Source organism: Brevundimonas halotolerans (assembly GCF_003730275.1).
GTDB classification, from domain to species: domain Bacteria; phylum Pseudomonadota; class Alphaproteobacteria; order Caulobacterales; family Caulobacteraceae; genus Brevundimonas; species Brevundimonas halotolerans.
Map to the genome: position 1 here is coordinate 61569 of NZ_QTTA01000023.1, position 14253 is coordinate 75821.

A 14253-nucleotide genomic window follows, 5' to 3' on the forward strand; every position below is an offset into this window, starting at 1 on the left:
TCTAGGGTAAAGCCGAGGATGACGCAGGTTAGCCGTTCCGCAGGCTTTCCAGCCGGGCAACCTGGGCCTTGCGGCGGTCCTGGGCCTGGGCAACGTCGCCCTTGATGCGGGTGAGCGTCGCCAGCAGCCTGTCTCGCAAGGCGTCAAGTTCCGCCACGTCCGGACGCACCTTGCGCGGGCGCTTGCGGTCAAGGCCCAGACGCGCGGTCCAGTCTTCCTGCCAGGCGTTCAGAGCCGGTGCGGCGCGGCGGATCGAGGCTGCAGCCCAGGCGTCAGCGTTCTGGATGGCCCGCGCGCAGGGCAGGGCGGCAACGCCGGAGGCCCGATGACCGTCCAGATCGTCGATCCTTGCGCGCAGGGGCTGATGCGGGTCGGCGGGCGTGTCCTCACCCTCGGCGGCAACCGGAGGCGGAGACAGCGCCGCCCGACCGACCCGGACGTGACCGTGGATCTCTCGGACCCCGTCGCGCAGGGCATCCAGCGCCCCGTTCAGCGAGGCACCCCGGGTCTCGACGCCCTTCAGGCGCTCCTCGATCTCGGCAAGGGTGTCCTTGACCGTGCGGCCGGTGGCCTGGAACGACGCCCGGAAGCGCTTCAGTCGCCCGTTGCGGCTGTCGAACAGGCCGGCCAGCCCGCGCCGGGGCTCAAGCTCGCGCGGGCGCAGACCTTCGATACAGGCGATCAGATGGTCGATGCGGGCGCTGGCTTCGGTCAGGTCCCCGGTGCGCGCCTCGGCCAGCACGCGGTCCAGACAGTCGCGCACGGACTGGCGCGAGCGCTCGCCATAGGCGGCGGCATCCGCCTGAACCTCGGCTTGCATGGCCTGTACGCGATCAGGATCGGGCTCCGGAATTCCGAAAAAGCGCCCGCTACCGTCAGCCATCACATCACCCTCCACTTCGGCCTGTTCCGGCCGATTGGAGGCACTATGCCAGTGACTTCAGATTTTCGGAAATTGTCCAGGTCGCCTCGGTCTTTGCCGCGACCTCTTCCAGGGTCACGCCATCGGCCAGTTCGATCAGCTCCAGCCCCGTGCCGTCCGGCTTGACGTCGAACACGGCCAGATCGGTGATGATGCGGCTGACCACGCCCGTGCCGGTCAGCGGCAGGGTGCAGGCTTTCAGCACCTTGGACTGGCCGTGCTTGTTGGCGTGATCCATGACCACGACCACGCGCTTGACGCCCGCCACCAGGTCCATGGCGCCGCCCATCCCCTTCACCAGCTTGCCCGGGATCATCCAGTTGGCGATGTCGCCGTTCTCGGCCACCTCCATGGCGCCGAGGATCGACAGGTTGATGTGGCCGCCGCGGATCATCGCAAAGCTGTCGGCCGAGCTGAAGTAGCTGCTCTCGGCGATCTCGGTGATGGTCTGCTTGCCTGCATTGATCAGGTCGGCGTCGACCTCGTCCTCATAGGGGAAGGGGCCCATCCCCAGCATGCCGTTCTCGGACTGCAGGGTGACCTCCATCCCGTGCGGGATGTAGTTGGCGACCAGGGTCGGGATGCCGATGCCGAGGTTGACGTAGAAGCCGTCCTGAAGCTCGCGGGCGGCGCGGGCGGCGAGTTGTTCGCGGGTACGGGCCATTATGCGCTCTCCCTTTGACGGACCGTGCGTTGTTCGATGCGCTTTTCAGGCACGGTCAGGATGATGCGGTCGACATAGATGCCGGGGGTGTGGATCTGGTCGGGGTCAAAGGTGCCCGTGGGCACGATATGCTCGACCTCGACGACCGTGACCTTGCCGGCCGTGGCCATCATCGGGTTGAAGTTGCGGGCGGTCTTGCGGAACTGCAGATTGCCGCGACCGTCGGCCTTCCAGGCCTTGACGATCGACAGGTCGGCGACCAGGCCCCTTTCCATGATGTAGCGCTCGCCGTTGAACTCGCGCTCTTCCTTGCCCTCGGCGACCAGGGTGCCGACGCCGGTCTTGACGAAGAAGGCAGGGATGCCCGCGCCGCCGGCACGGATGCGCTCGGCCAGGGTCCCCTGCGGATTGAACTCCAGCTCCAGCTCACCGGCCAGGTACTGACGTTCGAACTCCTTGTTCTCGCCGACGTAGGAGCTGATCATCTTCTTGATCTGGCGCGTTTCCAGCAGTTGGCCGAGGCCGAAGCCATCCACACCGGCGTTGTTGGAGATGACGGTCATGCCCTTGGTGCCGCTATCGCGCAGGGCGGCGATCAGGTGCTCGGGAATGCCGCACAGGCCAAAGCCGCCAGCCATGACGGTCATGCCGTCGAAGGTCAGGCCGTCCAGCGCGCTCTTGGCGTCGGGGTAGAGTTTCCTCATCGCTTCCTCTTATTTTCATCGCCTGATGAAATTGGGCGTGTCTGTTCGGTCTCTAGTGTGACCGGTCGCGAGGGGCAACCCCGGGGGCGGTCACAGGGTCGTGCCGTGCGTTACCGGATCGGTCGGCGGAGCGCCACGGACGCGGTACCGGGCGCCCTTGAACAGCAGTTTGATCGCTTCCCAATGAATGGCGGCGATGACCTTCCACGTCAGCAGCGGGTGGGACCAGAAGGCGCGGGCCAGAGTGCGGTCGTCGAGCGGGCGGTGACGGCCGGCAAAGGTCGCAGTCAGGATCGGCTCATCGCGGCGCCGGACGGCTACTGTGACGGACAGGTCATTCCCGGGCGGGCGGACGATGAAATCATAGGTCAAGCCCATGTCCATGAAGGGGCTGACGAAGAAGCGTTTGGGCGCGGTCTGCCGCCCGCCACCCTGCTCGCCATCGGGCCGCGCGATCAGATAGCTGTGCCGCTCGCCGAAGGTGTTGGAGACCTCATAGACCAGCGCGGCCAGGGCGCCGTCAGGGCGGTAGCAGAAATAGACGCTCAGCGGATTGAAGCCGTAGCCGAGGATGCGCGGCATAGTCAGCAGCCGGATCGGGCCGCCGCCGAGGGCAACGCCGGCCGTGGCCAGTTGCTCCTCGATCTGGTTTCGCAGCGGACGGGGATCTCCCTTTCGGCCGTAGTCACCTGAGTTCCAGCGCATCAGCCCCCATCGCCCGGGCCGCAGCCATTTCAGACGTGACAGCCGGGCCTCGGCCTCGTCGAGGTCGAGCAGTAGCATATAGACGCGGTAGCGCAGCCGGTGGTGAAAGGGGCGCACCCGCCGGTGGGTGACCTCGCCGACATAGAGACCGAAGGCAGGCGGTGTCGTCACGCGGCCCTTTCCAGAGCGGCATCCGGATGCGGTCCGACGTGGATGCGTCCGCTCTCGTTATCGACCGACCAGGGCCGGCGCACTCCGCCCAGCTGTTCGGCCACGGCCAGACCGGACTGGATGCCATCCTCGTGGAAGCCCGACCCGAACCAGGCGCCACAGAACCAGACATTGCGCTGACCTTGCAGGCTCCACAGGTCCTTCTGAGCCGCGAGGGCGGCGCCGTTGAAGACGGGGTGCTCATAGTCCCATTCGCCGAGGATGGTGTCGGCGGCGGGCTCAAGCGCCGGGTTCAGGCTGACGAACAGCGGCGGGCCCTTGAGGCTTTGCAGCTCATTCATCCAGTAGGTGACGCCGCCCTCGCCGGCGCGGGCGGAGTAGCCGACGTGGGTCCAGGCGGCCCAGGCCTTGCGGCGTTTCGGCATCAGGCAGGTGTCGCGATGCAGGACCGCGCGATTGGGCCGGTAACCGATGGCGCCCAGCAGTCGGCGCTCCTCGGCCGACGGGGCCTCCAGCAGGGCCAGCGCCTGATCGGAATGGGTGGCCAGCACCACGGCGTCGAAGCGTTCAAACCGCCCGTCCGCAAAGCGCAGGGCTGCCCCGTCGCGGCCCCGGACCACGCTTTCGATGCCGGCATGGGTGACGACCGTGCCCCCGAAGTCGGCCAGCAGTCGGCTGACATATTCGCGAGACCCGCCCGTGACCGTCCGCCAAGTGGGCCGGACGTCATACTTCAGCAGATTGTGGTTCATGTAGAATTTCACGAACGCCGCCGCCGGATAGTCGGTCATCTGGTTGAGCGTACACGACCAGATGGCGGCCGCCTGGGGCAGCAGGTGCGCATCACGGAACAGCGGGCCGTAGCCGGAGCGGGTCAGATAGGCGTCCAGCGTTTCTCCGGTGCGCTCCAGTTCGGGAAGGTCGCGCGGCGCCTGTTTCTGGAAGCGCAGCAGGTCGCCGATCATGCGCCAGAACTTGGGGCTGGCGTAGTTGCGCTTCTGGGCGAACAGGGCGCTGACGCCGTGGCTGGAATACTCGAGCGCGCCGTCGTCCATCGACACGGCAAACGACATGAAGGCGGGCTGCGTCGGCACCGACAGATGCTCGAAAAGGGCCTTCAGATTGGGATAGTTGGTCTCATTATAGACGATGAAGCCGGTATCGACGGCGGTCGTTTCGCCCGCATCCTCGACGGTGACCGTGTGGCTGTGGCCACCGATGCGGCTGTCGGCCTCATAGAGGGTCACCTGATGGCGCTTTGCCAGCAGCCAGGCGGCTGACAGGCCCGCAATGCCCGAACCGATCACCGCGATCTTCTGACCGGGGCCTGTCGAACCGGGGTCCGAATTCACCAGATGCGGGCTCATGTTCTCTCCCTGAAGCCGTCTTTGAGGCAGTTACGCGACGGGGTACAGGTCGGATGAGTCATCCAGGCTCCGGTTGGGGTCGTAAATGTAGGAAACCGGACACGTTCCGGCGGAGCCATTACGCCCGCGACGGCGTTTGGTTGCCATAGCAAAGCTTTATCGACGGGGCCCTTGATGAATCCAGCGACCGCCGCCATCCGCCAGCTTCAGGATGCGCCCTTTCCCGATCCGGTGACCCGCTGGGCCATCGACAGTCTGGTGTCGGAAGCGCGAAAGCGGCTGGATCGCGAGGCGCCGCACGATGAGGGCGCCTTTGCCCGGTCGATGGCCGAACGCCCGATTGCCGAGCACACCGATGCGGCCAATGACCAGCACTATGAACTGCCCCCCGAGTTCTTCGAAATCTGCCTGGGCGCGCGGCTGAAATATTCCTGCTGCCTGTATCCAACCGGCAATGAAACGCTGGACGAGGCCGAGGTCGCGGCGCTGGCCGAAAGCTGCGAGCACGCCGGGCTGGCGGACGGCCAGACAATACTTGAGCTCGGCTGCGGCTGGGGCTCGCTCAGCCTGTGGATGGCCGAGCACTATCCGAAGGCGCGGATCGTGGCGGTGTCGAACAGCCACGGCCAGCGGGGTCACATTGAGGCCCAGGCGCGCGCGCGCGGGCTCGGCAATCTGACCGTGATCACCTGCGACATGAACGATTTCGAGGCCCCCGCCGATCTGGTGGGTCAGGTGGACCGGATCGTTTCGATCGAGATGTTCGAACATATGGCCAACTGGCAGGCCCTGCTGACCCGGGCGCGCGGCTGGCTGAAGCCGGACGGGCGGATGTTCATCCACATCTTTACGCACCGCGATGCGCCCTACCGCTTTGACCACACGGACAACGGGGACTTTATCGCGCAGCACTTCTTTACCGGAGGGGTGATGCCCAGCCGGGGCCTGATCCGTCAGTTCCCCGACCTTTTCGAGGTCGAAAACGAATGGACCTGGAACGGCGAGCACTATGCGCGGACAGCGCGGCACTGGCTGGCCAATATGGATCAGAACGCCGACCGCGTGGCCGAGCTGATGGCGGAAACCTATGGCGAGGATGCGCGCCTGTGGACGCGGCGCTGGCGGCGGTTCTATCTGGCCACGGCGGGCCTGTTCGGAAATGACGGAGGCCGCACCTGGGCGGTCAGCCACTATCGCCTCAAGCCCGTGGCGGGCTGAGCAAGGGGAGAGCACCATGTTGAAATATCTGGCCGGTTATCTGGGCGCGGGTCTGGCATTTGCGGCGATCGATGCCGTGTGGCTGACGACCATGACCAATCGTCTCTACAAGCCGATCCTGGGACCGATCCTGGCGGACAAGCCGGACATGAAGGCGGCGGTGGCCTTCTATCTGATCTACATCGGCGGCATCGTGTTCTTCGCGATTTCGCCGGCGCTCCGGGACGGTGGACTGGGGCGGGCGGCGCTGAACGGCGCGGTCCTCGGCTTTGTCGCCTATGCCACCTATGACCTGACCAATCAGGCGACGCTGAATGTCTGGTCCAGTCGCCTGACCTTGATCGATCTGGCATGGGGCACGGTGTTGACCCTGTCGGCGTCGAGCATCGGCTATCTCGCCGCGCGCTGGGCCGAGAACCGCCTCGGCGGCTGACGCATTTTAACCCTGTTGTTCGCCACAGGCGCGCAAGCCCTGTTCTGAGCCATCGGATCGGTTAATCTGTCGGCGAGGCTCGGGTTGAGCCGCAGTATTCGTCGGGGGACGGCGTGCGCGCTGGCATCAATGCGTTGACGGTGGCCTTTGTGGTCGGGGTTCTGGCAGGCCTGCTGCTGACCCCGGACGGTCGCGCCTGGCTGAGCCATCCGACCCTCATGTTTGGCGGGCAGGCCAATGCGTCGGCGACGGCCGCCGAGACCGCAGCCGCTGAGGCCCCGGCCGAGGTGGAAGCCCCGGTCGCCCCCACCAGCAGCCTCAAGAGCCGCTATGCTGACGGCAGCCTGACCATCGGCGTGTTCGGGGACTCCATGGCCGACGGCCTGTGGGCGGCGCTGTACCGCGATCTTGGCGATCTGGACGGCGTCGATGTGGTCAAGTTCAGCGAGGTCTCGACCGGCCTCAGCCGCTATGACTATGTCGACATCCAGGCCAAGAGCACGCGCCAGCTGGCCGAGCAGCCGGTCGATGTCGCCATCATCCTGTTCGGCACCAATGACGCCCAGGCAATCGTCATCGACGGCCAGATCCATCCGTTCGGCAGCGACGGCTGGAAGGCCGCCTATGCCCAGCGGGTCGACAATCTGGTCGGACTGATGCGGTCCCGCGGGGCCGAGGTCTACTGGGTCGGGCTGCCCCGCATGAAAAGCAGCGGCTTTGACGGGCGGATGACGATCATCAACGACGTCGTCGAGGCGCGCATGACGGCGCTGGGTGTGCCCTATTTCGACACCGTGCCCCTGACCTCGAACGAGGCGGGTGGCTATGAGGCCTATCTGAGCGATCAGGATGGCCGCAGGCGCCTGATGCGCGCCGGCGACGGCATTCATATGAGCATGAGCGGCTATCTGCGCATGGCCGATCCCGTCGCTGACCGGTTGAAGGCCGACTTGGGCGTGGCAGAGGCCGAGGCCGTTACGGCGACGCCCTGATCGATGATGGTCCGGGCCGCTGCGGCAGCTATGATTCTCTCCCTGACGGTGGGCCTGTCGGCCTGTCGCGCGCAGACGCCTTATGTGCCGGTCGAGCGCCCTTCGCCGGGTGAGACGCTCTGTGGCACGCCGATCTGCGGGCCCGAATTCCTGGCATCTGCATTCCTGAAGCTGGAGGCGGCTGACGGCACGGGCGCCGGTCGCATCCACATTCTGCAGATCGGTGACAGCCATACGGCGGGCGACCAGATCAGCGGTCAGGTGCGCAGCCGAATGCAGGCCCGTTTCGGGCGCGGCGGGCGCGGCATCCTGCCGCCCGGCCTGCCCTATGTCGGCTATGCGCCGCGTCAGGTGAGCGTCGCGGCGACCGGGGCCCGCTATCTGCCGGCCCCCTTGATCGCGGGCGGCACGCGCGTGCCCATGGGACTGGCCGGCGGGCAGGGGCGGCTGGAGACCGGGGACCACCTGTCGATCATCCTCGATCCGGGCGTGCCCCTGACGACGCTCGGCGTCTGCGGTCAGGCCGGACCGGACCGGGGCACGCTGCAGATCGTCCCTGACATCGGTCTGCCGCAGGCCATCGCCTTTCGCCGGGAGAGCGCCGGGCCCCTGTGTGCCGAGGTGGCTCTGTCGCCCGGCGATGCAAACCTGACGCTGGTGGCCGTGGACACGCCGGTGGTGCTGGACGATGTCCGGCTGTGGGGAAAAGGGGGCCTCAGCCTGTCGAACCTCGGCGTCGTGGGTTCGACCCTGATGGATCTGGAAGGCCGGGATGCGGCGACGGTCGAGACCCAGCTGCGCGCCGATCCACCGGACCTGATCCTGCTGGCCTATGGCACCAATGAGGGGTTCGACGACGATTTCGATCCGTTGGCCTATGAGCAGGTGCTGCGACGCCGGATCGCCTCGCTGAGACAGGTCGCCCCTGATGCCGTCCTGATGATCATGGGCGCGCCGGACGGACTTCGCCGCCGCCAGACCACCCCCGGTCCGCAACGCTGGTCACAAAGCTGTGGCAGCGAGGGCGAATGGCAGGCGCCGCCCGCCCTCGCACTGGTCCGGGATGTGCAACGCCGGGTATCCGAAGACTTGGGTGTGGCATTCTGGGACTGGTACGGGCGTATGGGCGGGGCATGTTCGGCGGATCGACTGGCAGGCACTGGCGAGCCGTTGATGCGTGGCGACCGGGTGCATTTCACCGCGACCGGGGCCGAGTGGATCGGTGACATCCTCGCCGACGATCTGATGTCCACCTACGACGGCTGGCGTGCCGGCCGCACGGGAGGAGACTGATCGATGCTGTTTCCGACGCTCGCCTTCGGCGTCTTCTTCCTGTTCGTCTATTTCACCTCGTGGTCGCTGGACCGTGAGAATGGTCGTCGCAAGGTGTTCCTGCTGCTGGCCAGCTGGTTCTTCTATGCCCAGTGGGACTGGCGGTTTGTCGGCCTGCTGATCCTGTCGGCGGTGCTGAACTGGGGCGTCGCCGCCCTGATCGCCCGCAACGACAATGCCACACAGCGCAAATGGCTGGTGGCGCTGGGCGTGCTGGTCAATCTGCTGATCCTGGGCTTCTTCAAATACTACGGCTTCTTCATCGAACAGATGGCCGATCTGCTGACCCAGGTCGGGTGGGAGCGGGATCTGCCGCTGTTGCAGGTGGTGCTGCCGGTCGGGATCAGCTTCTTCACCTTCCAGGGCATCAGCTATGTCGTGGACGTGCATCGCCGAACGGCCGAGCCGGCCGACAGCCTGCTCGACGTGATGTTGCTGATGAGCTTCTTCCCGCAACTGGTGGCCGGCCCGATTATCAGGGCCTCTGACCTGTTGCCGCAGTTTGCCAGATCCCCGCGTCTGACGCGCGAGGCGGCGACGCTGGGTCTGCTTCTGATCGTCTGGGGGCTGTTCAAGAAGACGATCGTTGCCTCGGAGCTGTCCGTCAATCTGGTCGATCCGGTCTTCTTTGACCCGTCGGCCTATGGAGCGTTCGACATCGCCGCAGCCGTGTATGGCTATGCGGTCCAGATCTATTGCGACTTCTCGGCCTATTCTGACATGGCCATCGGGACCGGCCTGCTGCTCGGCTATTCCTTCCCGCGCAACTTTGACCAGCCCTACCGGGCCTCCTCGATGCAGCAGTTCTGGCGCCGCTGGCACATCAGCCTTTCCAGCTGGCTGCGCGACTATCTGTATGTGCCGCTTGGCGGGGGCAAGAAGGGCCTGTGGTCGTCAAGCCTCAATGTGATGATCACGATGTTGCTGGGAGGGCTGTGGCACGGGGCTGCCTGGACCTTCGTCGCCTGGGGGGCACTGCACGGCGGGGTTCAGGTGATCGAGCGGCTGGGCCGTGCCGCCTTCGGGGGACGAAAGGTGATCCCGACGGCGGTCGGCGTGCTGGTCACCTTCCACATCGTCTGCCTGGGCTGGATCCTGTTCCGGGCCGAGACCTTTGAGCTCGCCTGGGCCATGCTTGAGGGACTGGGACGGATGGGTCCGCTGGCCGTAACCACGCCCTTCATGCTGGGCCTGATCGTCATCGGTCTGGGCATGCACTGGCTGCCGCCGCGCGCGGCCGAGGGGCTGGCGCTGCGGCTGAAGGCGGCACCGTCGCTGACGCTGGGCCTGCTGGTCGGAGCGGCCTTCCTGCTGGTCGAGGCCATGCGCCCGGACGGCGTGGCCCCGTTCATCTATTTCCAGTTCTAGGGGAGGGTAGAGCACCATGGCCGATCATCCCGACGACCCCAAAGATCCTCGCGACCCCCAGGATCCCGTCGATCCGTTCCCGACTGATTTCCCTCAGCCTCCGCCGTCGCGCTTCCCGCCGGTCGGACAGGAGATCATGCCGCCGGTCGAGACCCCGGCCTCGCCGCCGGCGGATCCGGTCGATCCGCCCAGCGACTGGAATGCCGGCGCCGATGCTCACGACCTGCCGCTGGACACAAAGCGGCCCAGTCGGCTGAAAGTCCTGGGGCAAATGGCCTTTCCGCCGCCGCCGCCCGCCGACGAAGAGGTCCTCGCCGCGCGCGACCGTCGCTGGACCACTCGGGTGATCCTGGTCGTCGCCGTCTTCATGTTGGTCTTCAACGGGGCCTCGATCCAGAACTGGGCGCGGCAGCAGGCGCCGAACTGGTTCACCGTCACCGTGCAACAGGTGGCCGATGTCTGGATGACCCAGGTGTCGCAACTGGGTGCCGACCGCCCGCGTCAGGCCATCCGCGACGCCTATCAGGACGCCCACGACGCCCGCTTTCCGGGGCAGGACCCGGCCTGAGGTAATCGCGCGCTTGACCCGCGCGACCCCCGGCCCCTAGCTTGCCGCGCCCTTGCAGTCGGGGCGCTTTATCGGGGTGGATCACATGCGGCGTCGTCACTGGATGAATGGACTTTCGGCTCTGGCGGTGATGACCGCTTTCCCGGCGATGGCGCTGGCGGCGATGGCCCCTTCGGCCGTGCTGGCCCAGGCGGCCGCCACCGACCCCGTCGTCTATCAGCAGCCGCCGGCCCCGATCGCCCAGATCCTTGACACTCTGCCCAGTCCGGCGCCAAGCCTGAGCCCGGACAGCGACACCCTGGCCCTGTTCGATCGCTCGAATCTGCCGCCGATTTCGGAGCTGGCCGAGCCCATGCTGCGGCTGGGCGGCTATCGCATCAATCCGCGCAACACCGGCCCGGCCAACAGCCGGGTCAGCTGGCTGACAGGGCTGAGCCTCAAGGGTCTGGACGGCGCCGAGGCCGAGGCCGTTGCCCTGCCCGAGGGCGCGCGCTTCACCTCGCCAAGCTGGTCGCCGGACGGGAACGGCATCGCCTTACTGATGGATGAGCCCGAGGGCCTGGCCCTGTGGGTGGTGGATGTCGACAGCCGCGAGGCGCGTCGCCTGACCGCCCCGGTGATCAATGCGGCCGCCGGCACGGGTATCGACTGGCTGCCTGACAGCTCCGGGCTTTTGGTCCGGGCCATCCCGGAGGGCCGCGGCGCCGCCCCCGACGTGACCCGTCCGCCGTCCGGCCCGATCGTCGAGGAAAGCATGGGCCGCGCCGCGCCGGTCCGTACCTATCAGGACCTGCTGTCCAGCCCGGGCGACGAGGCCCTGTTCGACCACTATTTCACCAGCCAGCTGATGCTGGTGCCGCTGGACGGCCCGGCAAAGCGGATCGGCCAACCCGGCGTGATCCTGGATGCCTCCCTGTCGCCGGACGGGCGCTTCATTCTGCAGACCGTGGCCAAGCGGCCCTACAGCTATGTCGTGCCCGCGCGCCTGTTCCCGGCCGATGTCGTGGTCACGGACCTGAACGGTCAGCCGGTGCACAGGGTCGCCGACCTGCCGCTGCGGGACAATGTGCCGACGCCGTTCGATGCCGTGCCAACCGGCCCGCGCTCGGTCCAATGGCGGGCCGATGCCGACGCCACCCTGGTCTGGGTCGAGGCGCTGGACGGGGGCGATCCCGCCAATGAGGTCGCCGCCCGCGACCGCGTGCTGATGCTGGATGCGCCCTTCAGCGGTTCGCCGACCACCCTGATCGACCTGCCGGAACGCTATGCCGGCATCCAGTGGGGGCGCGACGACGTCGCCCTGGTCAACACGCGCTGGTTCAACACCCGCCACGAGATGCGCTTTGTCGTCGACCCGTCCAACCCGGGTGAGGGGCGCAAGCTGATCGATCGCAACTATCAGGATCGCTACAACGATCCGGGCTCTCCGGTCATGGAGGACAATGGTCGCGGCCGCGCGGTGATCCAGTTCGCGAATAACGGCTCTGCCATGCTGATGTCGGGGCAGGGGGCGACGCGCGAGGGCGCCTATCCCTTCCTCGCGGCCGTGGACCTTGGGACCGGCGAACAGACCGAGCTGTGGCGCTCGGCCCCGGGTGAGTATGAGACCCTTGTCGGCATTCTGGACGACGAGGGCACGCGCCTGGTGACCCGCCGCGAGACCCTGACCGAGCCGGCCAATATCCAGCTGCGCGACCTGTCGGACGGCAGCCGCACGGCCCTGACGGCCTTCCCCGATCCGGCGCCGCAACTGGCCAATGTCACCCGCCAGCTCATTACCTATGAGCGCGCCGATGGCGTGCAGCTGTCGGGCACACTGTATCTGCCCGCCGGCTATGACAAGGATCGCGACGGCCCGCTGCCGCTGATCATGTGGGCCTATCCGGCCGAGTTCACGGACGCCAGCGTCGCCGGCCAGGTGGTCGACACCGGCAACCGGTTCGTGCGTCCGGGCGGCTCCAGCCACCTGTTCCTGCTGACCCAGGGCTATGCCATCCTCGACAACCCCTCCATGCCGATCATCGGCGTCGACGGGGCTGAGCCCAATGACACCTATATCGAACAGCTGTCGGCCTCGGCGTCGGCAGCGATCGATGCTGTGGTCGAGATGGGCGTGGCGGACCGGGACCGGATCGCCGTCGGGGGCCACAGCTATGGTGCCTTCATGACGGCCAATCTGCTGGCGCACACCGACCTGTTCCGGACCGGGATTGCGCGGTCGGGGGCCTACAACCGCACCCTGACCCCGTTCGGATTCCAGGCCGAGCAGCGCACCTACTGGCAGGCCGGCGACACCTATACGGAGATGTCACCCTTCACCTATGCCGATCAGGTCAATGAGCCGATCCTGCTGATCCACGGCGAGGCGGACGACAACTCCGGCACCTTCCCGGTCCAGTCCGAGCGCTTTTATGCGGCGCTGAAGGGCCACGGGGCGACGGTTCGCTATGTTGTGCTGCCGCTGGAGGCGCACGGCTATCGCGCGCGCGAGTCCGTCGGTCATACCTTGTGGGAAATGACCCGCTGGCTGGACCAGTACGTCAAGAACGCCGGCCCCCGCGAGTAGGGGGCAGGTGCCGCATACCGTCAGTTTTCGACAGGTGTGCCATGACGGCTGACCGTTCCATCCTTCCTCATCAGCAGGGAGGCTGGAATGGCGGTTCAATCATATCTGAAGGCAGGCGCGGCGGCTCTGGTGGGGGCGCTGTCGCTGTCGGGCTGCATGTCGCTGATCACCGGGGGGGACCTGATCCGCGAGGGGGAGCCCATGGCGCGGTTCACCTTCGAGAACCGGTCGCAGAGCCAGCCGTTTGACACCATCCTGATCTCGACCTGTGATGCCTCGTCCTATGGCCTCGACCGGCTGCCCGAGGGCGTGGTCGTGCGCCCGGGGCAGTCCTACAGCTGGGACGTCTCGGCCGGCTGCTACGACATCATGGTCGGCAATGTCGGTGACGGTTCGACGCCGGGCAAACGTATCCGGATTCCCGCCAATACGCGCTTCACCCTGTACTATACGGGGGAGGGGTCCGACCCCTATCGGCAAGAGGTTCGCTGACGGCGGCAGGTTCGGCGAAACGACCCCCCGCGGGTAGATTCTTACCACCAAGGTATTTCTGCGAGAAGTTATGCCGGATTCCGATCGCCCGGTACACAATGCCTTTGAACACGTTCACCCGGGGGCATAAAGGAGGGGGATGGCATTTGAACCTGTTCCGCTTCAACCGCTGGAGCGCGGCTATCTCAGGGTCTTGCGCATTCGATCAGCCCTCGGCTGGTTGATCGCTTTGGCGGTGGCGGTGGCGGTCGATGTGTTCCTGCACTGGCGCACAGACATTTCGCCCGGTTTCGTTGTCGGAGCCGTCGGCCTGTTTGGCGTGGTCTCGATCATATTCCTTGTCCCGCGTCGCTGGCGGCGCTGGGGTTATGCCTTCACGGATCGCGAGCTGCACGTCGCCTATGGCTGGTTCACGCGGGTCTACACCGTCGTCCCGGTCTCTCGCGTTCAACACATCGACGTAAGCCAGGGGCCGATCGAGCGGAGTGCTAACGTTGCGACCCTGATCCTGCACACGGCTGGGACCGAGAACAGCCTGGTGGCGCTCTCGGGCATCAGTCGCCAGCGGGCCGAGGACATCCGCGATGTGATCCGCAGCCGGATCAGCGACGCGCCCTGGTGAGCGCCCCTGAACCGACAATCGCTGAGGTCATGCCGCCAAGACGGCTGGACCCACGCACCATCCTGGTTCAGTCCCTGCGGGGTGCTCCCTCGCTCGTGTTCGGTATTCCCGTCGTACTCGCCTGGTCGC

General features: G+C 66.5%; 14 protein-coding genes. 9 read left to right on the forward strand and 5 right to left on the reverse strand.

The annotated features are described in order from the left end of the window. Window positions 1-28: 28 nt before the first annotated feature. The 5 genes from EG854_RS12195 to EG854_RS12215 all read right to left on the reverse strand — a co-directional run bounded on the left by EG854_RS12195 (window position 29) and on the right by EG854_RS12215 (window position 4533). On the reverse strand, window positions 29-883 hold the full coding sequence (locus EG854_RS12195; RefSeq protein ID WP_164462031.1) for a toxic anion resistance protein: 855 nt from the start codon (window positions 881-883) through the stop codon (window positions 29-31). A gap of 43 nt (window positions 884-926) precedes the next feature. Continuing rightward, window positions 927-1586, reverse strand: coding sequence for a 3-oxoacid CoA-transferase subunit B (locus EG854_RS12200; RefSeq protein WP_123288406.1), 660 nt, complete (start codon window positions 1584-1586; stop codon window positions 927-929). Next, window positions 1586-2290, reverse strand: a complete 705-nt coding sequence (locus EG854_RS12205; RefSeq protein ID WP_123288407.1) for a CoA transferase subunit A — start codon at window positions 2288-2290, stop codon at window positions 1586-1588. The genes EG854_RS12200 and EG854_RS12205 overlap by 1 nt, the downstream gene beginning before the upstream one ends. A 90-nt stretch (window positions 2291-2380) precedes the next feature. Continuing rightward, entirely contained in the window at window positions 2381-3166 is a 786-nt protein-coding gene (locus EG854_RS12210) for a DUF1365 domain-containing protein (RefSeq protein WP_123288408.1), read from the reverse strand. Continuing rightward, window positions 3163-4533 carry an NAD(P)/FAD-dependent oxidoreductase gene (locus EG854_RS12215; protein ID WP_123288409.1) on the reverse strand — a complete coding sequence of 457 codons (1371 nt, stop codon included), beginning with the start codon at window positions 4531-4533 and terminating at the stop codon, window positions 3163-3165. The genes EG854_RS12210 and EG854_RS12215 overlap by 4 nt, the downstream gene beginning before the upstream one ends. A 174-nt stretch (window positions 4534-4707) precedes the next feature. On the opposite strand from EG854_RS12215, the gene EG854_RS12220 reads away from it, so the two are divergent. The 9 genes from EG854_RS12220 (at window position 4708) to EG854_RS12260 (ending at window position 14124) form a co-directional block, all read left to right on the forward strand. After that, a complete protein-coding gene (locus EG854_RS12220; RefSeq protein WP_123288410.1) occupies window positions 4708-5751 on the forward strand; it encodes an SAM-dependent methyltransferase in 1044 nt (347 codons plus the stop codon). Between the two features lie 16 nt (window positions 5752-5767). Next, a complete protein-coding gene (locus EG854_RS12225; protein ID WP_123288411.1) occupies window positions 5768-6184 on the forward strand; it encodes a DUF2177 family protein in 417 nt (138 codons plus the stop codon). A 113-nt stretch (window positions 6185-6297) separates the two neighbouring features. Continuing rightward, window positions 6298-7176 (forward strand): SGNH/GDSL hydrolase family protein, encoded by an 879-nt coding sequence (locus EG854_RS12230; protein WP_123288412.1) that lies wholly within the window; start codon window positions 6298-6300, stop codon window positions 7174-7176. A 30-nt stretch (window positions 7177-7206) separates the two neighbouring features. Next, the gene (locus tag EG854_RS12235; RefSeq protein WP_164462032.1) at window positions 7207-8469 is read left to right on the forward strand and encodes a GDSL-type esterase/lipase family protein; all 1263 of its coding nucleotides are present in this window, start codon (window positions 7207-7209) and stop codon (window positions 8467-8469) included. 3 nt (window positions 8470-8472) lie between these two features. Continuing rightward, the gene (locus EG854_RS12240) at window positions 8473-9876 is read left to right on the forward strand and encodes an MBOAT family O-acyltransferase (RefSeq protein WP_123288414.1); all 1404 of its coding nucleotides are present in this window, start codon (window positions 8473-8475) and stop codon (window positions 9874-9876) included. A 16-nt stretch (window positions 9877-9892) separates the two neighbouring features. Then, window positions 9893-10444, forward strand: a complete 552-nt coding sequence (locus EG854_RS12245; RefSeq protein ID WP_123288415.1) for a hypothetical protein — start codon at window positions 9893-9895, stop codon at window positions 10442-10444. 85 nt (window positions 10445-10529) lie between these two features. Next, on the forward strand, window positions 10530-13010 hold the full coding sequence (locus EG854_RS12250; RefSeq protein WP_241153265.1) for a prolyl oligopeptidase family serine peptidase: 2481 nt from the start codon (window positions 10530-10532) through the stop codon (window positions 13008-13010). An 87-nt stretch (window positions 13011-13097) separates the two neighbouring features. Beyond that, complete coding sequence (locus EG854_RS12255; protein ID WP_123288417.1) at window positions 13098-13502, forward strand: hypothetical protein; 405 nt, start codon at window positions 13098-13100, stop codon at window positions 13500-13502. A 139-nt stretch (window positions 13503-13641) separates the two neighbouring features. Then, complete coding sequence (locus EG854_RS12260) at window positions 13642-14124, forward strand: PH domain-containing protein (protein ID WP_123288418.1); 483 nt, start codon at window positions 13642-13644, stop codon at window positions 14122-14124. Window positions 14125-14253 lie beyond the last annotated feature (129 nt).